At 60.9% G+C, this 22182-nt stretch carries 17 protein-coding genes and 1 pseudogene; 15 read left to right on the forward strand and 3 right to left on the reverse strand.

The genetic code is table 11. The annotated features are described in order from the left end of the window. Window positions 1-480 precede the first annotated feature (480 nt). The gene (locus AC1D3B_RS30155; RefSeq protein ID WP_478194367.1) at window positions 481-2091 is read left to right on the forward strand and encodes a flavin monoamine oxidase family protein; all 1611 of its coding nucleotides are present in this window, start codon (window positions 481-483) and stop codon (window positions 2089-2091) included. Then, a pseudogene (locus AC1D3B_RS30160) lies at window positions 2037-3062 on the forward strand (pyridoxal phosphate-dependent aminotransferase); the annotation flags it as partial. The gene AC1D3B_RS30155 and the pseudogene AC1D3B_RS30160, both read left to right, overlap by 55 nt. Window positions 3063-3083: 21 nt before the next feature. Here AC1D3B_RS30160 and AC1D3B_RS30165 read toward each other — a convergent pair. The 3 genes from AC1D3B_RS30165 to AC1D3B_RS30175 all read right to left on the reverse strand — a co-directional run bounded on the left by AC1D3B_RS30165 (window position 3084) and on the right by AC1D3B_RS30175 (window position 6722). Further along, on the reverse strand, window positions 3084-4811 hold the full coding sequence (locus AC1D3B_RS30165) for a phospholipase D-like domain-containing protein (RefSeq protein ID WP_478194351.1): 1728 nt from the start codon (window positions 4809-4811) through the stop codon (window positions 3084-3086). Between the two features lie 24 nt (window positions 4812-4835). After that, entirely contained in the window at window positions 4836-5267 is a 432-nt protein-coding gene (locus AC1D3B_RS30170) for a hypothetical protein (protein ID WP_478194352.1), read from the reverse strand. A gap of 705 nt (window positions 5268-5972) precedes the next feature. Continuing rightward, window positions 5973-6722 carry a TetR/AcrR family transcriptional regulator gene (locus AC1D3B_RS30175; RefSeq protein WP_478194353.1) on the reverse strand — a complete coding sequence of 250 codons (750 nt, stop codon included), beginning with the start codon at window positions 6720-6722 and terminating at the stop codon, window positions 5973-5975. A gap of 423 nt (window positions 6723-7145) precedes the next feature. On the opposite strand from AC1D3B_RS30175, the gene AC1D3B_RS30180 reads away from it, so the two are divergent. The 13 genes from AC1D3B_RS30180 to AC1D3B_RS30240 form a co-directional block, all read left to right on the forward strand. After that, complete coding sequence (locus AC1D3B_RS30180) at window positions 7146-8354, forward strand: ABC transporter substrate-binding protein (protein WP_478194354.1); 1209 nt, start codon at window positions 7146-7148, stop codon at window positions 8352-8354. A gap of 10 nt (window positions 8355-8364) precedes the next feature. Beyond that, window positions 8365-9228: a branched-chain amino acid ABC transporter permease gene (locus AC1D3B_RS30185; RefSeq protein ID WP_478194355.1), complete on the forward strand. Its 864-nt coding sequence runs from the start codon at window positions 8365-8367 to the stop codon at window positions 9226-9228. Continuing rightward, on the forward strand, window positions 9229-10179 hold the full coding sequence (locus AC1D3B_RS30190; protein ID WP_478194356.1) for a branched-chain amino acid ABC transporter permease: 951 nt from the start codon (window positions 9229-9231) through the stop codon (window positions 10177-10179). It abuts the gene before it with no gap. Next, window positions 10176-11756 carry an ATP-binding cassette domain-containing protein gene (locus AC1D3B_RS30195; RefSeq protein WP_478194357.1) on the forward strand — a complete coding sequence of 527 codons (1581 nt, stop codon included), beginning with the start codon at window positions 10176-10178 and terminating at the stop codon, window positions 11754-11756. Before AC1D3B_RS30190 ends, AC1D3B_RS30195 begins: the two co-directional genes overlap by 4 nt. Before the next feature lie 80 nt (window positions 11757-11836). Further along, window positions 11837-12589, forward strand: a complete 753-nt coding sequence (locus AC1D3B_RS30200) for an AraC family transcriptional regulator (RefSeq protein WP_478194358.1) — start codon at window positions 11837-11839, stop codon at window positions 12587-12589. Between the two features lie 77 nt (window positions 12590-12666). Next, window positions 12667-14262 carry an AMP-binding protein gene (locus tag AC1D3B_RS30205; protein ID WP_478194359.1) on the forward strand — a complete coding sequence of 532 codons (1596 nt, stop codon included), beginning with the start codon at window positions 12667-12669 and terminating at the stop codon, window positions 14260-14262. A 138-nt stretch (window positions 14263-14400) separates the two neighbouring features. Beyond that, a complete protein-coding gene (locus AC1D3B_RS30210) occupies window positions 14401-15183 on the forward strand; it encodes an amidohydrolase family protein (RefSeq protein ID WP_478194360.1) in 783 nt (260 codons plus the stop codon). Further along, window positions 15183-15986 (forward strand): SDR family oxidoreductase, encoded by an 804-nt coding sequence (locus AC1D3B_RS30215; RefSeq protein WP_478194361.1) that lies wholly within the window; start codon window positions 15183-15185, stop codon window positions 15984-15986. The genes AC1D3B_RS30210 and AC1D3B_RS30215 overlap by 1 nt, the downstream gene beginning before the upstream one ends. Window positions 15987-16244: 258 nt before the next feature. Further along, complete coding sequence (locus AC1D3B_RS30220; protein WP_478194362.1) at window positions 16245-17177, forward strand: NmrA family NAD(P)-binding protein; 933 nt, start codon at window positions 16245-16247, stop codon at window positions 17175-17177. 144 nt (window positions 17178-17321) lie between these two features. Further along, the gene (locus AC1D3B_RS30225) at window positions 17322-18224 is read left to right on the forward strand and encodes a DMT family transporter (protein WP_478194363.1); all 903 of its coding nucleotides are present in this window, start codon (window positions 17322-17324) and stop codon (window positions 18222-18224) included. 32 nt (window positions 18225-18256) lie between these two features. Further along, window positions 18257-19540, forward strand: a complete 1284-nt coding sequence (locus AC1D3B_RS30230; protein ID WP_478194364.1) for an acetyl-CoA hydrolase/transferase family protein — start codon at window positions 18257-18259, stop codon at window positions 19538-19540. Between the two features lie 300 nt (window positions 19541-19840). Further along, entirely contained in the window at window positions 19841-20782 is a 942-nt protein-coding gene (locus AC1D3B_RS30235; RefSeq protein ID WP_478194365.1) for an NAD(P)H-dependent flavin oxidoreductase, read from the forward strand. 212 nt (window positions 20783-20994) lie between these two features. Beyond that, a partial coding sequence (locus AC1D3B_RS30240) for a carboxymuconolactone decarboxylase family protein (protein WP_478194366.1) occupies window positions 20995-22182 on the forward strand: 1188 nt, incomplete at its 3' end.

A 22182-nucleotide genomic window follows, 5' to 3' on the forward strand; every position in this document is an offset into this window, starting at 1 on the left:
GATCCAGGCGTCGGTGCACGCTCATCCCCACAGCCAGTCCGCCACAGCCAATCCGCCACAGAAAGATCGTCGACGCGGAGTGGCTCCTGGCGGTACTTCGCCACCATCACGTGCGCCAGGAGGCCTGCTACTCCACTGAATTGTTGAAATCGCACTGATTGCAGTATTCAGTCTTGGCCCGCCCGATCAACATTCTGGGCCCGTTGGAGCCCGTGTCGGAACGGCCCCCAACATAGACTGGATTCAGTCGAGTTCGAGCGATGGAACGGCGTCCATCAGCCGATGCAATGCATGCAGCTCTGGCCGTCTGCCAGCTTCGACCGGCTGGGATGGGCAGCGCTTGGTCATCTTCGTACGAAACGAATCTGGCTCGGTCGCGACCAATGCCATTGGTTTGGACTCCTGAATCGAACTGAACTGCAGCAGTTGATTTGTTCAGAACTTCCGACTCGCCATCCTTCTGCAAGATTCTCCTTGACCATGCCACTCCGCTCCACGGCCTCCTCAACGAACGCCAACCATAATCCTGTCACGGTCTTCGGCCCCGACTTTCCCTTCGCGTTCGACGAATGGATCCAGCACTCCGCCGGATTGGGAGTGTTACCGCCAGAGCACCATGGCGCCGAGGTCGCCATCGTGGGTGCGGGCATGGCTGGAATCGTGGCTGCCTACGAGCTGATGAAGCTCGGGCTCAAGCCGGTCATCTACGAGGCATCGAAATTGGGTGGCCGCCTTCGCTCGCAGGCATTCGAAGGCGGCCAGGGAGTGATCGCCGAACTCGGCGGGATGCGCTTCCCGGTTTCCGGCACCACCTTCTATGAGTACGTCGACGCGTTGGGCCTGGAGACGCGGCCGTTCCCGAATCCACTCACGCCGGCATCCGGCAGCACCGTGGTGGATCTCGAGGGGTTGACGCGCTACGCGCAGAGGCTGTCGGATCTTCCGCCGATGTTCAGGCAGGTTGCCGACGCTTGGCGCGACGCGCTGGAGGATGGCGCGCAGTTCACCGCGATCCAGGACGCGATCCGCAAGCGGGATGTGCCGACCCTGAAGTCGCTCTGGAACCGGCTGGTTCCACTGTGGGACGACCGCACGTTCTACGACTTCGTTGCCACCTCCAAGGCCTTTGCCCAGCTGTCGTTCCAGCACCGCGAAGTGTTCGGCCAGGTCGGATTCGGCACCGGTGGATGGGACTCCGATTTCCCGAACTCGATGCTGGAGATCCTTCGCGTCGTGATGACCAACTGCGATGAAGAGCAGCGACTGATCGTCGGCGGTGTGGAGCAGGTGCCGCTTGGCCTGTGGCAACACGCGCCGAGCGACATCGTCCACTGGCCTGCGGGCACCACCTTGGCCAGCCTTCACGGAGGCGCCCCTCGCGCAGGCGTGGCGGCCATTCGCCGCCAGCAGGACGGCCGTCTGGCGGTGATCGATCGCTGGGGCGGGCAGCAGTCCTACGCTGCCGTGTTGGCTACATGCCAGAGTTGGCTACTGACCACCCAGATCGATTGCGACGAATCCCTCTTCTCCCACAAGATGTGGATGGCGCTTGACCGGACGCGCTATATGCAATCGAGCAAGACCTTCGTCATGGTGGACCGCCCTTTCTGGAAGGACAAGGACCCTGAAACCGGCCGGGACGTGATGAGCATGACTCTCACGGATCGCCTCACGCGCGGGACCTATCTCTTCGACAATGGCCCGGACAAGCCAGGCGTCATCTGCCTGTCCTATGCGTGGATGGGCGATGCACTCAAGATGCTGCCGCAGTCTCCGGAAAAGCGCGTCAAGCTCGCGCTTGGCGCCTTGAAAAAAATCTATCCCAAGGTGGACATTGCCAGCCACATCATCGGTGATCCGATCACGATCTCATGGGAGGCCGATCCGCATTTCCTGGGCGCGTTCAAAGGCGCGCTGCCCGGCCACTACCGCTACAACCAGCGCATGTTTGCGCATTTCATGCAGGACGACATGCCGGCCGCGGAGCGTGGAATCTTCATCGCAGGAGACGACGTCTCCTGGACGCCGGCATGGGTGGAAGGTGCCGTGCAGACCAGGTCGCCGGCATTCGCCCGCTTCGCGAAGCTGTAGCGGCCAAGTTCAAGCGGGAAAACGGCCTGGACGTGCGCTGGCAGGACACACTCGTGACCAGCGGCGGTAAGCAGGCGATCTTCAATGCGCTGGCTGCGACGCTCAACGAGGGCGATGAGGTGGTTGTGCCGGCGCCCTTTTGGGTGAGCTATCCCGAGATCGTGCAGATCTGCGGCGGCACGTCCGTGCCGGTGCTTTGCGGCGCTGCAGATGGCTTCAGACTGACACCTCGGGCACTGCGAGATGCGCTCACAGCGAGAACGCGCTGGCTGATCCTGAACTCCCCGTCGAACCCCACGGGTGCCGTCTACAGCCGTGCAGAACTGGATGCGCTTGGCACGGCGCTGAAGGAGTTTCCGGACGTTCTCGTGCTGTCCGACGACATCTACGAGCACCTGATCTTTGATGGCGAACAGTTCTCCACGCTGGCTCAGGTGCGGCCGGATCTCGGCGATCGCGTGCTGACCATGAACGGTGTCTCCAAGGGTTACGCCATGACGGGCTGGCGAATCGGCTTTGCAGCCGGCCCGGCTTGGCTCATCCAGGCGATGGAGAAACTGCAGGGGCAGCAGACCTCAGGCGCGTGCACCATCGCGCAACACGCCGCCCTTGCCGCCTTGGAAGGTCCCCAGGACTTTATTCGGGTGTCACGTCAAGCCTTCGAGCGACGCCGTGACTTGGTGGTAGCCGGATTGAACGCGGCCCCAGGATTGTCCTGCGAGACGCCGAAAGGCGCGTTCTATGCGTTCGCATCATGCGAGGGGCTGATTGGGAAAATGTCCCCAGCCGGAACAAGGCTCGCGACGGACGACGATGTGGCTACCGCGTTGCTGGAAGAGGCACATGTGGCAGTGGTTCCGGGAAGTGCCTTTGGTCTTGCGCCGTTCATCCGCATTTCGTACGCACTGGACGATTCGGCTCTTTTGAAAGCCTGTGAAGCGATCCAGAGCTTCTGCAAGCGCTGCTTTTGATGTCACCAACATGAACGCGCATCAGGCGAACAGATTGCGATCGAGGACCTTGCGCGGGTCGGTGTAGTCCTCGTCCCACCACGCCTTTTGCCCGGTCGGGGGTGGCTTCTTCAACTGGATGGGCTTGGCGGAAGCATCCGCCTTGGCCTGGAGATTGCGGAAGCGGTAGTGATCGAAGATGGTCAGCGCCTGAATCATGTAGGACACCGCGATGCGGCGGTCCTTGATCAGGAGGAGGTTCTCGCCGTTCTTGACATCCGCGGGCTCCGAAAAGTTGTACGAGCCCATGTAGACGCGAGCCGTGGGCTTGTCGAAGTCGATCACGATGAACTTGTGATGCATGCGCGTCCCGCCGCCCTTCGGGTTTAGCGCCGTGGGTTCGCTCTTGAACGGCTCGGGGAGGTGCTCCTCCAGGTTGGCGGCGAAGACGGGCGCGACCTTGCCATCGGGCAGATGGAGGTCCAGGCCTCCCTTTCTCTTGTCGGAGGCGCCGTACACGAAGATGCCGGCCCTCTTGGTGACTGCCTCGATGGCTGCGGTCACGTCACCTCCGGTCTGGTTCAGGAAGGCCAGCGAATAGAAGACCGAGGACGTCGCTGCCCGAATGTCGTCGCCAATGGAATTGAGAACACCTTTGTCCTCGGAGTGCGGCGAGAACGTGACCTTGGCGTCAATGCCAGCGAGTTCGAGGCTGTGCCACTTGGTGGAGTCGGTCGGTCCGAAGTCCTTGACGAAGGCGTTGTCCCAGTAGTCCTCGAACGCATCGATGAACGGCTGAATGGCCTTCTTTCCCCGCACCACCAAGGCGTTGTTCGATTGAACAAACTGGCCGCGCCAGGTGAAGTTCGTGGAGCCGCAGATGGCGACCTTCACAGCGCTGCCATCGACGACGATGCTCTTGTTGTGCTGCAAGTTGCTCATGTGGTGGCGCTTGACTTGGCCGGCGCTGGCTGTCTTGGCGAGGCGTTGAGCGGCCTGGGACTCGGCGGAGGTCTCGGGTTTGTGGTCGGCGCTGTTGTCGATGATGATCCAGAGGCGCTTCTTCAGCTTCCTGAGGCGGTTGATGATCGCGGGATCGTTCAGGTCGTAGGCCACGACGCGCACAAGTGCGGTTTCGTCGGCGATGGCTGCGTCGAGCGCTTCGAGAATCGCGCTGCGGGCCTCGAATCCCATCCACTTGAGCGCCTCCTCGGCCTTTGGGTGCGTCGGGGCGAAGTTGACTCCTTCGTCGGCGGTTGCGGGGATGAGCGTGTCGAGACCGTGGGCGGCTGTGACGTAGCGATCGACGAAGGCCTGGGAAGAGACGAAGCCACGCGTGAAGGTGACATTGAGTTTCTCGGGGTAGGTCTCCCGGGCGAGGACGATGCTCACCTCCTGGGTTTCGCCATAGCTGAGGTCGCCCGAGGCGGCCATGAACACCGGCGTCACCCTGTAGGTGAACTCACCCTCCAGATCGGCGTTAACGGGGAAGTGGACCCAGCGGAACTTCTGGATCGGCGAGACCCGGCTGGAGGTGCGCTCCTTGCTGACGCTTCCATCCGGGTTCGGGAAGTTGATGCGATTCTTGATTGCCCAGAAGCGGTCGCCGTCGGGCTCCTTGTACTCAAGCGCGAAGCCGACGAAGTCGCGAGGAGGTTTGGGGTCCTTCCAGTTCATGGCAAGCAGAGCCATGCCGTCGCCCCGATGAACCTTCAGGGTGAACGGGGCGTTGGGATTCTGTCCAACGATTTGGAAGTCGCGAGTTGCCATGTGCTCTCCTCTAGGAAGGCTTACTCAAAGCGTGCGGAACGTCTGCTGCGTCTTGGCTGCTGACCCGCTTGCCGAGGAAGATTGCGTCGAGCCGTCATCGCTCAGAAGGTCTACGTTCTTCGAGTCGGCGATCGGGACCAAGGCCTCGGGATAGAACCTCGAGTGCGGTTCAAACTGCAAGGCTGGCACCGCCTGCGGGCTTCCCGACCAGAAGAAGAGCGCAAATGTCCCCGTGTCTCCCACCGGCCCGGCGACCATGAGGTAGTGATCGCTCACGCTGGCCCCGCCTTCGGTGTCCGAAGCCTTGTCTCCGGTCTTCAGGAATTTCGCGAGGTCAGTGGCCTTTCCCACGGGCTTGGCTTGTCCTCGCGCGTAGATGAGAAGGGTGTTGCACTCGTCCTCGGCAACTGCGAAGTGGCGCTCGTCGAGCGCGACGGCTGCGGACACCTCGATCATGCCGACGTAGAAGTCCCCTGGCGGGGGTTGCGCGAAGCATACGAAGACTGGAGCGGCCAACGCCAGTACCGGCCACGATCTCGGCCAGGGAACCTGATGCAGACCCATTGGACCCTCCCACAACATCGTGCCAATCTTTGCCCGTGCGGAGAACTCGGGGCAGCGGCTCTTCGAACCCGTGGAGTGGGCGACCATACGCCGGGAGGAGGCCTTTGTCATCCCTTGGATGTACGACGACCGGCCCCACTTGCCGGTCGGCGCTCGAGAGCGAGGATCAAGCGTCCGGGGGGAGGCCAGGTTCGAGTCCGACCGTCAGCTTTTGGGGTGGCGAGATCAGAACAGCGGATGACTCTTCAGGGTCGTCCCCGTGAGTTCGAGCGGGAAGGAAGCAGTCGTCAGTGAGGCGGGACTCGACTGGCGGCAGCGAGAGGGCAACTGAACTTCGCATAGCTGCCGCTCGGGACGGCACCGGTGACTGCGTCGAACGACGGCTTGACGGCCTGCAAGGACGTAGCAGCTGATCGTCATCTCGGACTTCGCGACGATCAAGTGTGGTGACGCCGCGTGTCTGATCATTAAGTCTGAGCCGGGACGCAGTCCTGGTCGGCGCGCGCTGGCTCGACTCCGCGCTCGAACCGTCCCTAGCATCGCCAGCGCGGATCCTGCGATCCATCGCTCCGAAAGTTCCGAACAACGTGAGTCAACTCAGTTGTCGTCGCGCTCTTCGATCTTCTTTGCTACCCCCGCCTTGACTGCCTTGACTGCCTTGACTGCCTTGACCTTGGACACTCGCTTAACGGTTTGCGGTGATTTCGCAGATGTTCCAAATGCACCGCTGACCTTCGCCTTTTCGGCTAAAAGCCCACCAAGCAAAACATCGGTCACAGATTCTGCGATCTGGGCTCCAGTCAGGCGCCCACCTGGCTGATACCAACGCGGAAACCAGTGGATCGCTCCCATGAACGTGAAGATTGCAAGCTTGGGGTCTACGGCGCGGATTGAGCCATCTTTGACGCCACGGTGGATCGCCGCGACTAGGCGTTTTTCGAAGCCCTTCTGATGCTTGATGACTTCTGCGCGGTCGTCCGGGCGCAAAGAATCAACCTCCATCAGTACCGCACATGGGCCGAGTTCATCAGTGAGCAGAAGAATAAAGTGTGTGATGACGTTGCGAAGCACGTCAGCGCCGGTGCCCCCTCGTTCTTCAGCAAAGGCAAAAGCCCGGTCTCCGATCTCGATTGCCATCAGCTGGCATTCCATCAGGATCTCTTGCTTGTCTTTGACGTAGTTGTACAGCGTGCCCTTTGACACCTGAAGTACCTTGGCCACGTCGTCCAACGACGTGTTGTGATAACCGTATCGACTGAAGGCGCGGCCAGCTTCCTTCAAGACCGCTTCGCGCTTTATCTTGTGAACCTCGGTACTTGTCTTCAGCGTGTTCTTCCAGTGTGGCAAGGCAGGTCCCTTTCTGATTCATGGCACATATGAATCGATGATAACAGCGCTTGTACGATGAAGTCAGATTACTGACGTACATGAACAAAGCCGCTATTACACCCAGCAAACGCGGGCTAGAAAGCGTTCTGCTTAGGCATGCTTCGCGCGAAGGTCTGCCAACCGGTGCTCCTGCACGGCCACTTTCGGGAGGCTCTTTGCTGCGCACGCTACGGGCTTTCAGCACGCGCTCTGGCTTAGGCGTAAACCCCGATGTGACTCTAGAGTCAGAAAGTAGTAACCTAGAGTCACGCCGCCCGATGGCGATGCGAAACATGGAACGATAGACGCGCCGATCAATGCCTAACCAGGAAATGCACTATGTGGACTGTTCGACTTGACGCCCGTGACGGGCATCACACCCGCCAAGGTAAAAAGCGCGTGATGTCTGACCTCGTGGTACGGGCGCTGGGCACGGTCATTACCCTGGGGATGCTGACTTCGAACGCGCTGGCCGCTGCGGACACGGGCATCACACAGGACAAGGTTGTCATCGGAACGCATTTGCCTCTCACCGGCCCGGCCAGCTCAGTCGGCATCGGCTTTCGCGCCGGTGTGCAGATGGCCCTAGCTGAAATTAACGGCAAGGGAGGTGTCAACGGGCGGCTCCTGGAGGTGGTGTTTGAAGACGACGCCGGCACGGCGGAGGGCGCGGTCTCTGCTGTTCGCCGCCTGCTGGACCGCAGCAGCGTGTTCGGGATTCTTTCGGGAGGCACGAGCACCTCGGTGGTCGCCGTTGTGCCCCTGATCCAACAGCGCCAAATTCCATACCTTGCTTCACTTGCGTCCGATCCGCGCGTCCTCGAGAAATTCAGCCCTTATGTGTTTACGGGCTCGACAGTGGCCCGAAGCGACGTTGCTGCGTCTACGACGCGCTTCATGACCACGACCCTGCACACCCGCACGGTTTCCTTCCTGTACAGCGGCGAAGCCAACTGCCAGTCCGGCGTGGATCTTCTGGCCGCCGCGCTGACGCAGGCCGGGGCTGAGATCAAGGGCAAGCAACGCTTCAATTCCGGCGACACCGACTTCACGGCGCAAGCCCACGCGTTGGTCTCCCAGGCCGCGGATACGGTCTACCTCTGCGGGACGCCGGTGGACGGCGGGCGAATTCTTCCGCAACTGCGTCGCGCCGGCGTCAATGCCCGGTACGTAGGCGATTCTGCACTGGCGGATCCCAACACCCTTACCGTCGCAGGCAAGGACGCGGAAGGATTCTTCACCTTTTGGGGGGCGTCCAACCAGTTCATGGATGACACCACAGGTGTCATGGGGCAGTGGCGCAATCGTTTCAAGCAAATGCTTCCGGATGCACCGCGCGGTACGCCGAACCTGTTCTCGCTCGGGGGATATACCGATTTCTATGTATTTGCCGAAGGCCTTCGTCGGGCCGGAAAAGTGCCGACCCGAGAAGGCTTCGTAAAAGGCATGGAAGAGATGCAGAACTTCGTGGCCGGCAAGGACTCGTATTGGACATTCGCCTTGCCGATCGGCTTGCCGCGCAGCTTTGGCCCGGATAGCCACAAGGGCAACCGCATTCAGATGCCGGTGGTCGTCAAGAACGGCCAACTTGTCTCTGCAGCCGACCGCTAAGGCATAGGGCATGAGTCTCCTCTTCGGCGGGCTTGCCATCGGCGCGGTCTATGCCCTCGTGGCGATCGGAATTGTTCTCGTATATCGCACGACGAACATCGTCAATTTCGCGCAGGGTGAACTGCTGATGGCGGGGGCTTATGCGTATGCCCTCTTGCTCGAAGCCGGCGCCCCGAGCACTGTCGCCCTCGTCGGCGCGTTGGCTGCGGGAGCACTTTCGGGGTTGCTCTGCTTCTTCGTGACGCACGTGCTACTGCGTCGTGCGAGCGAGCTCGGCGTTGGCATCGGCACTCTCGCCCTTTTGATCCTGATGCAGTCCGTGGCTCGTCATCTGTTCACCGACGACCCACGTTCTGTCGAGGCTTGGCTCGTTGGTCCTGCAACTGTCATGGTCGGCAGCGCAAATCTGACGGCCAACTCGCTGTTGACCATCGCGTTGACGCTGATCGTCTCCGGTGTGCTCCTTTGGTGGCTGCAGTCGACGCTGTTCGGCCAGGCGATGCGCGCCGTGGCAGAGAACCGGGCGCGCGCTGCGCTCACCGGCATCAGCGTTCCGCGAACGCTCGCGGTGAGCTGGATGACAGGGGGCGTCCTCGCGGCCCTTGGTGGTGTGATGCTCGCGCCGATCACGGGGGTGTACCCCACGATTGGCTCTGCGGTCCTGTTCGCCGCTTTCTTCGCGACGGTGCTGGGAGGATTTCACAGCTTGATGGGAGCGCTGATTGGCGGCTTCCTGCTCGGAATCGTCGAGACGTACGCCAACGTGTACTTCGGTGGTGCCTACCGCAATGTCGTCATCTTCGTGGTCTTGTTGGGCGTGCTGATCGTCAGGCCCCAAGGAATCGTCGGCATGTTCCGTTTGAGGACATTTTAAATGATGCGCCCATTGCTGACCGGTATTGCGTTGGGTGTTGTCGCCGTCGCCGCACTGCAGCTCTTTGGTGACTATGGACAGTTCGTCGCCGGCCAATTCTGCGTGCTCATCATCGTCACTGCCGGCCTGAACCTGCTCATGGGGGTCGCGGGCTTGCTTTCGGTCGCCAGTGCGGCGTTCGTAGGCCTCGGCGCCAATGTCGCAACGATACTGATGATGAGAGCGGGACTTCCGTATCCGTTGGCGGTGCTCGCGGCCCTAGCTGCGGGCTGGACTATTGGGTGGCTCATCGGTTTGCTCTCTGTGCGCGTCCAGGGCTTCTATCTGGCCGTGGTGACGCTGGGCTTTCTCCAGGTCTTTCTCGTGATCCTCGACGTTGGAGAATCTGTCACAGGGGGCGGCTATGGCCTCGTCGTCCCGACGGCCTCGCTTCCCCTCCTGGGGGAGTTGACCCAGACCAAGATCGCGGCGTGCATCGTGTTCCTCGCAGTTGTGATGCTGCCTTTGCTGCAAAGCCTGATGACATCGCGATTCGGTCGAGGGTGGGTAGCACTGAAGGACCATCCCGCGGCAGCCGAACTATGTGGCATCGACCCGGGCAGGTACAAGACACTGGCATTTGCGACCTCCGGTCTTCTGATCAGCCTCGCCGGAGCGTTGCAGGCGGTGCTGCTGGGCGTGACCAACCCGAGCGCGTACAACGCGTACGTCTCTATCACCCATATCTCATACGTCGTTGTCGGCGGCATGACGGCGAGCATTGTCGGAGCGATCGCCGGTCCTCTGGTCCTGTTCGTCGGCCCCGAACTGGTCCGTGACCTTGGGCAGTATCGTGAGATCTTCTTCGGCAGCGTGATGCTGCTGGCGCTGGTCATCGCGCCTAGAGGATTCTCCGGCCTATTCGAAGATCTAGATCGACGCTTGCGTCACGCTAAGAAGGATGTGCGATGAGCGTTCTTCAACTGAGCCATGTCGTCGTTCAGTTCGGAGGACTGCGAGCACTTGACAACTTTGATATCACGGTTGAGCCAGGCGAAGTTCACGGACTCATCGGTCCCAACGGGGCCGGCAAAACAACGGCAATGAACGTGGCCTGCGGGCTGGTGACGCCAACTGCCGGCGGTGTGCGCATCGCCGGCGAGAACATCCCACGGCGCAAGAGCGACCTGGCGGCGCGCGGATTGGCACGCACCTTCCAGACGCCGGCCATGTTCCTCGATCTCGACCCCGTCCAGAACGTAATGCTCGGGCGGCAGTTTGCCGGGCGAGCAAATTTGCTGAGCTCGACGTTCGGATCAACTTCTGCGAAGTTGGAGGAGCAGACGGTTCGCGATGATGCCATCAAAGCGCTCCAACGCGTCGGATATGACGGTCCCTGGCAGGCAAGAACGTCGACGCTCAGCTACGGGTCGAGCCGGATGATCGAAGTCGCAAGGGCCCTGATCTCGAAACCGAAGCTCTTGCTTCTCGACGAACCAACCGCGGGCCTGAGTCAGACGGAGACGGACGACTTCGCCTTGATGCTGAGAGCTTTGAAAGCCGACGATCCGGAGTTGGCCATCGTGCTTGTAGAACACAACGTGCCGTTCGTGTTTGGATTGTGCGATCGGGTCACCGCGATGGCCCAGGGAAGACATATCGGCTGCGGCACGCCGGACGAAGTGCGACGCATGCCCGCGGTTCAGGATTCCTATCTGGGAACGGCCGGTGCGTCGAAGGATCAGCCGCAGCATCCACCGAAGGGCGAGAGCGCGGTGCGGGGGGCCCACAAGACTGCCGACACGGCGCTCGAGGTCTCAGGTCTATCCGCTGGGTACGGGACCGTCTCCGTTTTGCGCGACGTGTCGCTCTCGATTCGAAAGGGCGAGCTGATCGCGTTGATCGGCCGCAACGGGGCGGGAAAGAGTACTTTGTTGGGGTCGATCGCCGGTGCACCGAAGTCAACGGCCGGGGCTGTTCTATTTGGTGGCGAGGCCATCCAGAGCATGGCGACAGAGCAACGTGTGCGAAAGGGCTTGGGCCTCGTGCCTCAAAACGGGGGCGTTCTGGCGGCTCAGACGGTAGAGGAGAACCTTGACCTTGCCGCATTTGCAACTGATTTGCCACGACACACGCTTCGTGCTTACCGAGATGAGACCTACCTTCGATTCAAGATGCTGGCGGAGCGTCGTAAGCAGTTGGCCGGCACCCTCAGTGGTGGGCAACGGCAAATGCTCGCGATCGCCATGGTCCTCATGCGCCGGCCGAAGATTCTGATGCTGGACGAGCCGTCCATCGGTCTGGCCCCCGCCGTCGTCGATGACATGGCCGCTCTCGTGCAGGGTTTGCAGCTTGAAGGAATGACGATTCTGGTGGCCGAACAGAACATGGATTGGGTTGCGCCGCTGGCGGATCGGGCCTATCTGCTGGACACAGGCCGCATCGTTCGCCAACTGAATCCAGAACAGATCGCAGACAAGACGACGCTGGCGACTGCATACCTCGGCGACATGCTGACGGTCTCGCCAACGCGGGCGGAGGCGCTGTGATGCAGACGCTACCAATGGGCCATCAGAATTATCGTGGCGAGTCACGGTGGGTGTCTTCGACCAAAGTCGATCGACAACCCGTGCTCTCGTCTGACGAGTCGCTGGTCTGCGGCACCTTGAGCCACGGCGAAGGAGTCGACGCGCATTACCATGATTTTGGACAGCTTAGATACGCCGCCTGCGGCGTGCTAGTCACCTCCACAGATGCCGGCACCTGGATGGCGCCGCCGAACCGGATCACATGGGTGCCACCGTTGCACGTTCACAGCAGTCGCTCCTATGGAGAGACCGATGTTCGGCTGCTGAATATTCCGGCGTCATTCGCCGGGCAGCTTCCAGCCGAGCCGTCCGTGTTCGTCGCCAGCGCACTGATGCGAGAGGCGTATCTGGCACTCGTCAATGAGCAGGGGTCAATTCACGGCCGGCGCTCGAAGTTGCTTCTCGAGGTCGTCGCCAGTGAGCTTGGGCGAGCGCCCAAGGAATCATTGCGACTCCCGGAACCCAACGACAGGCGGCTCAAAGCACTCACGGCTTTGCTGCACGCAGATCCAGCAAATCCGGCGACGTTGGCAGAACTGGGTCGCAGGACCGGTGCGAGCGAACGGACACTCAGTCGTCTCTTTAGCAGCGAACTGTCGATGAGTTTCCATCAATGGCGCACCTTGCTCCGCGTCCAGTGCGCATTGATCGATCTCGGCGACGGCAGGTCGATCACAGAAACGGCGATGCGGATGGGTTGGGCAAATCCGAGCAGTTTCATTGAGGCCTTCACTGAGCTCGTGGGCGAAACACCCGGGCGCTATCGCGTCGCCGCGCGCGCTGCGAACTGTTGATCCACGTTGGCGGTTTACTCATATTTGTTGGCGGGATGCAGGTGGTGCATCAGTCGACGCAGCCATAGGATAAAGCCATGTCTTCCCTCAACAACGTTCAAGACGCGATGACGCCTACATCTGCCCAGGGCGCCGCGTCGAGCGTGACGGTCGGCGATCTGATCGTGCAGGCACTGTCCCGATACGGCCCATCAGAGGCGTTCGTCGCGGGTGATCGGCGCCTGACCTACGCGCAGACAAGGGACCTTGTCTCGCAGTACATGGCCGCCCTTGCAGCGCGGGGCGTTGGACTTGGCGTGGGCGTCACGATGCTGAGCCCGAACATGCCCGAGTCGTGGATCATTCAGGCTGCGACATTCCTGCTGGGAGGCCGCTTCACCGGTTTGCAGGCGATGGCGTCGGCCGAAGACCACATCGTGGTGTGCGGCGACGCGGACGCCTCGGTGCTGGTGGTGTCAACGTCGTTTGAGGAACACGGACGCCAAGTTGTCGGCCGGGTTGACTCTCTCAGGCATCTGATCGTGGTCCCCGCTGAAGGCGGCTTGCCCGATGGCGAATCACACGGGACACGACCGCTCGATTCCGGCCCGGCCACCGAGGCGGACGTCGCGTTGCTGCAGTACACGGGCGGCACGACCGGAAGGCCGAAGGGCGCGATGCTGTCGCATCGCTCGCTGGTGCACCACTCTTTCAATCACATCGCGGAACATGAGCAACCGCGCCTGCCGCGGTTTCTGGCTTCGGCTCCGCTGACGCATGCAACAGGGCTCGGTGTCCTCCCAACACTCCTCCGGGGAGGCACCGTCGTAATCGAGCAAGGCTTCAACCCGGGTCGATTCCTGGATCTCGTTGAGACCGAACGCATCAACTGCCTCAGCGCCATCCCGACGATGATTTATGCGCTGCTTGACCACGGGCGTCCAGAAACCAGAAACTTGTCCAGCCTGGAAACGATTTGGTATGCCACCGGGCCCATTTCCCCGGGGCGTCTGGCAGAGGCCCGCGAACGCATCGGCCCGGTCTTTTCTCAGGTCTATGGCCAGACTGAATCGACCGGTGTCGGAACCGTCCTGACGAAGGCTGCTCACGCGACCGCAAGCTTGGAGCAGCTTGCTTCCTGCGGTCGTCCCGTCATCGGGAACCGCGTCAGACTCGTCGATGACGACGGTCGTGACGTTCCTTTGGGCGAGGTGGGCGAGATCGCCATGCGAAACCGTGGTGTCATGCTGGGCTACCGGAACCTCCCGGAAGAGACCGAGGCCGCGCTTAAAAACGGATGGCTGCACACCGGCGACCTCGCTCGCCAGGACGACCAGGGGCTGCTGTATATCGTCGACCGCAAGAAGGACATGATCATCTCGGGCGGTTTCAACATTTACGCGAGCGAGGTCGAGAGTGTGCTGACAGGCCACCCGTCCATCAGCTCGGCGGCCGCCATTGGTGTGCCCGACGAGAAATGGGGAGAGAGCGTCACGGCGTTCGTGGTCGCCCGCCCTGGGCAGAACGTCGATGTCGGCGCGCTGAGGGCCTACGTCAAGCAGGTCAAAGGCTCGATGTACGCCCCCAAGGACATCGTGATCGTGGAATCGCTTCCCGTCACCAACGTCGGGAAGGTGGACAAGAAGGCGCTGCGAGCACCCTACTGGGGCAACTCGAAGCGCAACGTCAACTGACATGTGTGGCTCCACCAACAACAGAGGTACTCTCCATTGAGCGCAAACCCACCGCGGCTGATAGATTTCCATTCACACTGGGGGACCGAGCAAGGCTGGAAGGGCAGCCCGCTAGAGAGCCCAGAGGCCCGCAAGGCGATGAAGGGCTACTTCAAGTGGGACGTAAAGTTCGTCAGCGAAGAAGAACAGGCGGCACAGTTCCGTCGCGACAACGTCAGGGTGATGCTCGACTTCGCCTTCACCTATAAGATGGATGTGGGCGCGGTTCGCGAACAGCACGACTACGCATTCGAATACGCCCGCAAGCATCCCGATGTCGTCCTCGGCAACTGGATCAGCATCGATCCAACACAGCCGCAGCATGTCAGGGAACTGGCGCGTTGTCTGAGCGACGGGCCGGGGCTCATCGGACTGTCCGTTAACTCGTACACGCCGGCCGGCACTCCAGACCAGGCCGCATGGGATACCTGTATGAACATGTGCGTCGACGCCAAACGACCGGTGTTGATGTTCGTCGGCATGTCTGCAACCGGTGCCGGAACGCGTGGGGGCGGAGGCATCACCCTAGAAGGCTGCCATCCGCGCTATGTCGATCGCGTCGCCGCCAAGTATCCTGATCTGAACGTGATCGCGGCCCGCGTGGCTTGGCCATGGCAGTCGGAGATGATTGCCACCGCACTGCACAAGTCCAACGTCTGGATGGAGCTCCACGGTTGGTCCCCACGCTACTTCTCCGACGAACTCAAGCGCGAGATCGGCAAACGCCTGAGCAAGAGGGTGTTCTTCGGGGCGGACTACCCCATGCTTCCCCACGAGCGTCTTGTCGAAGAGTGGCGCGAGCTTGGGTTCTCGTCGGACGTGCTGGACGACGTATTTTCTGGCAATGCTGAGGCGTTTCTGGCCTCAATCGGAGTGGAATGATGGATCTGGAACTGAAGAACAAGGTTGCGATCGTCGGCGGCGGCAGTGATGGCTTGGGCTTCGCGATTGCAGATCGTCTCCTGAGCGAAGGCGCTTTAGTCACCATCTTTGCGAGACGCGCAGAAAAGGTCCTAGACGCCGTTGGGCGGCTTGCGGGCAAGTACGGCCAGGATCGGATTCTCGGGCTGGCGGCCAACTGCGCGGACGCCGCTGACCTTGATCGTGTCACCGCGTTGACGGTCGAGCGATTCGGACCTGCCATTCACGTGCTGATTACCAACGACGGGGGTCCGCCGGTCCGCCGAATCACAGAACTGACCGACGAGGTCTGGCAGCAGGCGTTTGAACGCCACTTCTACTATGTGGTGAGGTCTGTGCGTGCGACGTTGCCGCACATGACCACCGAGGGTGGCAGCATTCTCAATGTGGTGTCTGGCATCGTGGAGCGCCCGGCCGTCGGCATGGCAGCGTCCGTGGCAGTGTGGTCCGGCGTGATCGGTTACGCCAAGACCCTTGCCTTGGAGGTTGCGAAGGACAACATCACTGTCAATACCCTGATGGCTGGTCTGTTCGACACTGCCCTGCTGGGCAAGGCTCTCGAAAGACAACCGGAAACGTCCAAGGCGGAACTCGGGCGAGGGATCCCCATGGGACGGATCGGAGAACCGCAGGAATTCGCGGACTTAGTCGCGACGCTGGTCTCACCGCGACTGAAGTTCGTCACAGGCCTCGCCTTTCCGGTCGACGGGGGATCAAGCATCGGCAGTGGAAAAACCTACGAGACGCCAAGCGGCGCGAAATGAACCTGCCCAAACCGCATTGGATTGGGCACGCCCAATTGCTCTGACAGACCACGGGGCGGCGGCCGCTGATCCCGGACCGCCGCGACGGCGGCAACTTGCCCCGAGCGCGTGACCTTCGGCATCGCCCGTGCGACATAGCCGTCGTTGATGACCCAGTCCCCGGATAGCCGCCAATCTGCCGTCGAGCGAGAGAAAGGCCTCTCGTTCTTCCGAGGGGCGAGCCGATCGACTGGCAACTGAACAATTTTGGAGAATCCCATGCGTATTGCTGTCGTTGGTGCAACTGGCCGGATTGGCGCGAAGCTTACCCGGAATCTTCTGAGTGCCGGACACGAGGTAAAGGCTCTTTCCAGAGGCGGGCCAGCCCTTGACGAGTTGGTCAAGCTCGGAGCCGAGCCAATCGTTGGAAGCTTTGACACCGGCACCGGCGCGCTTGACAAGATCTTTGATGGCGCTGACGCCGCCTTCCTGATGGTCAAGACAGATTGGAGCAATCCGCACGGCCACTATCCCGTGGTCGCGCGGCGTTTCGTTGATGCACTCAGCGTCTCCCAGGTCAAACTGGTTGTCAGTTTGACCGGCATGGGTTCCGACGTGAAAGGGGACACCGGCCACTTCGAGGGCTTCCATACGCTCGACCAGACGCTGAACGAGCTCGGCAATCTTGAACTGGTTCATTTGCGTGCGGGCTGGTTCATGGAGAACCTGCTGGTATGGACCGGAGCCGTCGCAAAGCACGGCAGGATCGGTTGGTCCCTCAACCCCGACTTGAAGACGCCGTGGGTGGCGATTCAGGACATCGCCGATCTGGCAGCAGTGGAGTTCACCAATCCGACAGGCGAGCACCGGGTCATTCGGGAGGTCGGGTCTGAAGACTTGACGATGCCGGAGATCGTAGCGACGATCAGCAAGGAAATCGGTCGGCCAGTGGAGTACCGTTTCGTAGACAGACGCCGCAAGGATGTTGAAGCCGAATACCTCAAACGATTTGGCAAGCCAGAAAACTGGCTTGACGACGACCAAACACTTGCTGCTTTGAACGACGGTCGGGTGCGCTTTCATTCAAAGCGATGTACGTTGCCAACGAACATGGAAACTTTCATCAGGGACGTCTGGAAGCCGCGTTTTCTGCAGTCGTTGGCAGATCCAAACGAATCCGAAACCTTTCAGATGTGGAGTTCAAGGCAATAGCTGACCTTGTGACAGACGAAAGAAACGAGCGATGCGTGTGCTTGAATCAGCGCGAGTGGGCCTCGACCTGAATGCTCAGCGGACTCCCGCGGTCGCTGGCGTGCGACGGACCCGGATTCAGAGACCGTATCAGCAATCCGCCGCATGAAGCCACTCACCCCCATGGCTCGCATGCGTTGGGCACAGGCACTTCTGTGGATCCTGCCAGCGCTTTGGTCCTCCAACTACATCATCGCCCGCGCCGCCAATGGCGTGGTTTCGCCGCAAATGCTCGCTTTCGGGCGTTGGGCCTTTGCGTTGGCGCTGATGTTGCCTTTCGTGGGGCGCGAAATGGTGACGGCGTGGCCGTGCTGGCGCGGCGAGTGGCGCCAAATGCTGGTGTTGGGCGCTCTCGGCATGTGGATATGCGGGGCTTTCGTGTACATCGGCGCACACAGCACCAGTGCCACCAACATTGGCCTCATTTACGCAACGACGCCGGTGGGAATCGCGCTGATCTCCCGCCGTGTTCTGCACGAGCACATCCCAGCGCTTCAACGCGTTGGCATGTTGGTGGCACTGATCGGCGTGTTGTATGTGATCGCCAAGGGAAGCCTCACCAATCTGCTGGCGGTGAGATTTGTCAGCGGGGATGTGTGGATCGCGGCGGCCTCGCTCTCCTGGGTGGCGTACACGGTGCTGCAACAACACTGGCCCTCGGCACTTGACGCGCGGACGCGTCTTGCGTGTATCACGGTTGGCGGGCTCGTGGTGATGCTGCCGTTCGCGGTGCTTGAAGTGGCGTTCGATCCTGCACCACCATTAGGTACCCACGCGCTACTGCTGATGGCACTCGCTGGTCTGATGCCGGGCTTCTTGTCATACCAGGCGTACACCGTCCTGTTGCGCGAGCTCGGCCCTACCCGCTCAGGGCTGGTCATGTACATGGCCCCCATCCACGCAGCGCTGGTAAGTTGGTGGCTCCTGGGCGAAGTGCCGCGAAGCTATCACCTCGTGGGTGCACTGCTGATCCTCCCGAGCATTTTTCTGAGCACACGAAAGGCCTGACCGCATGTGACCTGGCGGCAAGTAACGACACAATGCAGACATCAGAACCGTCTTCCGAAATCACGAGAGAGCACGCATGGACCAGACTGCTGCAGTTGGGAGACAATGTCTTCGTCGGCTCGGCTGCCGGCGAGCCCGCCGCACTCATCGACGGCTTGCTTGCCATACCGCACTCGGCACCGCCTGTCACGATTTTTCAGTTTCCGCATGGCGGCGCCGGGCGACTGGTCAAGGCGGCGCGAGCCGGTATGCGCTTCATCGGACTTGCCGCCAACCCCGACGTTGTCGCCCTTCATGATCGGGGCGTCGGTTCGTACAGGATGTCGTCGTTTTTCCAAGTCGCAGAGGAAATTCGCCAGGGCATCCTGCCGATCGACGTCGCATTGGTTCAGGTTGCTCCACCGGACGAGCGGGGCCGGTACAGTCTTGGCATCGCGGTCGACAGTGCGCTTGACGCCGCACGGCGTGCCCGGCTCGTGGTCGCGCAGGTCAATCGACGGATGCCATGCACGCAGGGCGACTGCTTTCTCACGCGCGATGATATTGACGTCCTGATCGAGGCCGACCGCGAACTGCCCAGTGGTTTCGCGCGGATTCCAGACGCACAGGCGGTTGGCGTCGCGGCTCACGTGGTTGGCCTCATCCCGGACGAGGCGACGATCGAGATTGGTGTTGGCGAGACGCTGGCGGCCGTGTTGGACGGACTTGGGGGACACCGCGACCTGTCAATCCATACCGGCTTGTTCGTCGAGCCAATGGTTGGGCTCGTCAAGTCCGGCGCCGTCACTGGCCGGTTCTCCCGTCTTGGCGGTTGTCTAGCGGTTGCCAATCAGGCTACAGGATCCAGAATGGTTGCCGACTTCATTCACGACAATCCGGCGATCGCTTTCATGCCCGCCTCCTACACCCACAACCCCGCGGTCATGCGTGAGCAACACAACTTCCGGGCCATCAATGGCGCGCTCGAGGTCGACCTATTCGGTCGGGTCAACTCGGAATACATTGGTGGCAAGCGCGTAGGCTCGGCCGGGGGCCTGCTCGACTTCGTTCGCGCCGCGCGCGTGGCCCCGGGCGGTAGATCAATTATCGCGTTGCGTTCAAGTTCTCCAAACCTTGAACGAAGCAAGGTGGTTTCACGGCTTAACACTCCCGGGTCATGCACCATCGATGCCGATCTTGCTGACATCGTGGTGACCGAACACGGCGTCGCCGAGCTTGCGGGAGCGAGCGCGGATGAACGGGTGCGCCGAATGATCGCCATTGCTGACCCTTTATATCGTGATCAGTTGGTGCGAGAGGCGGCATCGATTACTTGATCTGGGGCTCTTCGAAGGTTGGGCCTCTAATGGGCTTGGGGCAAGTCGCTGCTACTTTTGTTCCCCTTGAGGAAGCTTGCGACGCCAATGGCTGGGGGCGCTCGCTGGCGGGTTTGTCGTACTTGTTGGCGAGGCAGCGGTGGCGCACCGTTCATGACTTCCATACGATCAATAAAATGCGATGCCTGTTCTGTGCCCAGCGCGCTTTAACCCAACGCTTTTAACCTTTTTGAGCGTCGCGATGCATCTGGTACGCACTTGCTGAGACATCCCCCAATTCAACCAGTGGATGCACCTACGATGATTCCCGCACAGCTTCGAAATTTCCTCCGACTTCCGATGGTGGCCGCTCCCATGTTTTTGGTATCGAACCCCGAACTTGTCGTCGCCAGCTGCAAGGCAGGGATCGTCGGAACCTTTCCCAGTTTGAACCAACGCACCACCGGGGGCTATGAGGAATGGCTCAAGGAGGTTCGTCATCGTCTCGACGATGCCGCGGTTCCCTTCGGCGTGCAGTTTCCCGTGCATCGAATGAATCCACGCGTCGAGCAAGACTTGGCGATCACCATCAAGTACCAGGTCCCGTTGCTGATCACGTCGATGGGGATCTCGCGCGAGGTGACGGACGCGATCCATGGCTATGGAGGGCTTGTGTTTCATGATGCAATTAGTGTTCGTCATGCGCAGAAGGCTCTTGACGCCAACGTCGATGGGATCATTGCGGTGTGTGGCGGTGCCGGGGGACATGCTGGTAGCTACAACCCTTTTGCGCTACTGGGTGAACTTCGGCCGCTGGTCGGTCCAAACCGCACATTGTTGGTCGGCGGCTGTATCGGCGACGGCCACGCGATGGCAGGCGCGATCGCCGCAGGGGCGGACATGGTGTATGTCGGGACTCGCATGGTAAACACTAAAGAGAGCGGCGCTCAGGAGGCAAACAAGCGATTGATCATTGAATCCGACATGACCGACATTGTTTACACGGACAGCGTCGACGGTGTGGGCGCCAATTGGCTCAAGTCAACGGTTCCTGATGCATCGTTTGAGATTGCCCATGATGACCCATTGGATGACGTCAAGAGATGGCGCGACATCTGGAGTGCCGGGCAGGGCGTGGGATCGATCATGGACACGCCGACGACTGCGGAACTCATCGATCGTATGGAAGGTGAGTTCGTGGATGCCACCAACCGGCTGCGAGCTTTTGTGAGCAACCATACTTTTTCTGGCGCGGCGTCATAAAGATCTCACGATCTCGTTTGCCGACGCAATCAATGCGCTCTCCAAGGCGGGGCTGGTCGGCATTGCAGGAAAGACGACAGCAGGCGCCCTGTCTACGGTACACAGAATGGCATGGGACACCTCCTACGAGCTGGAGTTGTCGGCCCGGGGGTGTCAGTTTGTCAGGCGGTGCGGCGCCCTGCCCTCAATTCGGTTTTGCAAAGGGGCTTGCCATGAGCTTGCAACTTCAGAATTTAGTGCCACCCTCACTAAGGTCAGGCGAAGCCATCACGCTCAGCGGGACAGATTTTCAGTCCTGGGATGGGGTGCAGGGAACGCGGGTCCACATTTCGAACCTGGACGAAGACTATTTTGACTTCGAGCTGCGCGCGGACGACAGAGACCTGGCCGATTACTGGCGCGCTAGAGTTGAGCAGACGTCAGTCATAAAGGCGCAGATCGGCATCGACGTGCCTCCGGGTCAATACAGGATCTGGCTCACCAACACGGTGGCAGGCAACGTCACGACGTCCGATGCGCTGTCTGTCGAAGTTCTGCCTTGGGTTTTCAACCTGAGGTTTTCGGATTTCAGTTGCTCGGACGAGTCCGACGAGTGGAGTGTCGCTGCCGCTGGCCAAGCTGCAGGCAGGGGCCGAAGCCGTGGAGAACGCCATCAAGGTCAGTGGGCGGATGACCGCCTCACTCCCCGAGAACGGAGCCTCATCACACTTGCCGCACTGATTGTTCTCCATCGGCCCGAAGAGATACCCGCGCACCTTCGGCGCGGGATCGAGAATGGGTTGAAGAAGTCACAAATATCAGCGCTCATCAAGCATCTGGCCTTCTACGGCGGATTCCCCGCGATGGACGCCAAGGCGTTCGGCCAGTGGTTGCTGAGATCCTTCGAAGCCAGTTCGCCAACATCCGAGCGATACAGCAGATGCACGAGCCGGCCGCGCAGTTCGACTTGCCGTGTCGCCGCTCGGACCTCCGGCGCTACATCGTGCCTGATGAATGGCGATTTGCCGGCGGCAGCGGCGGGGTGTTGTTGCGGAACATTAAGGTCTGTCACAGTTAATCAAGATCTGTCGGAAACAGGGGGCCCACTCATAGGCTTGTTACATCCGCGCGGATCCCCCGCTTCATCCCCACCGAGTCAGAATTCCATGGAGCTCAACAGCCGAGCGCCCGAACGTCGCACGGCCGCGCCCTGGCAGTGGCGAACCGACGTCCCACTCGCTCTCGTCAGTCCGAGTTCTCGCGGTCAAAGCTGGGCCGAGGCTGTGTGCAAACCGTTGGCTTGCAGTGTGCAGGACATGACCGCGAACGCGACGGGTGGCCAAGAGCGGCTTATCCAGTACTGGTGCGTGGCAATTGCGCCCGGGGGCAGTCGAATTGATCGTTGGGAGGCATTAAGAGGC

The organism is Variovorax sp. P5_A3, from assembly GCF_056400665.1.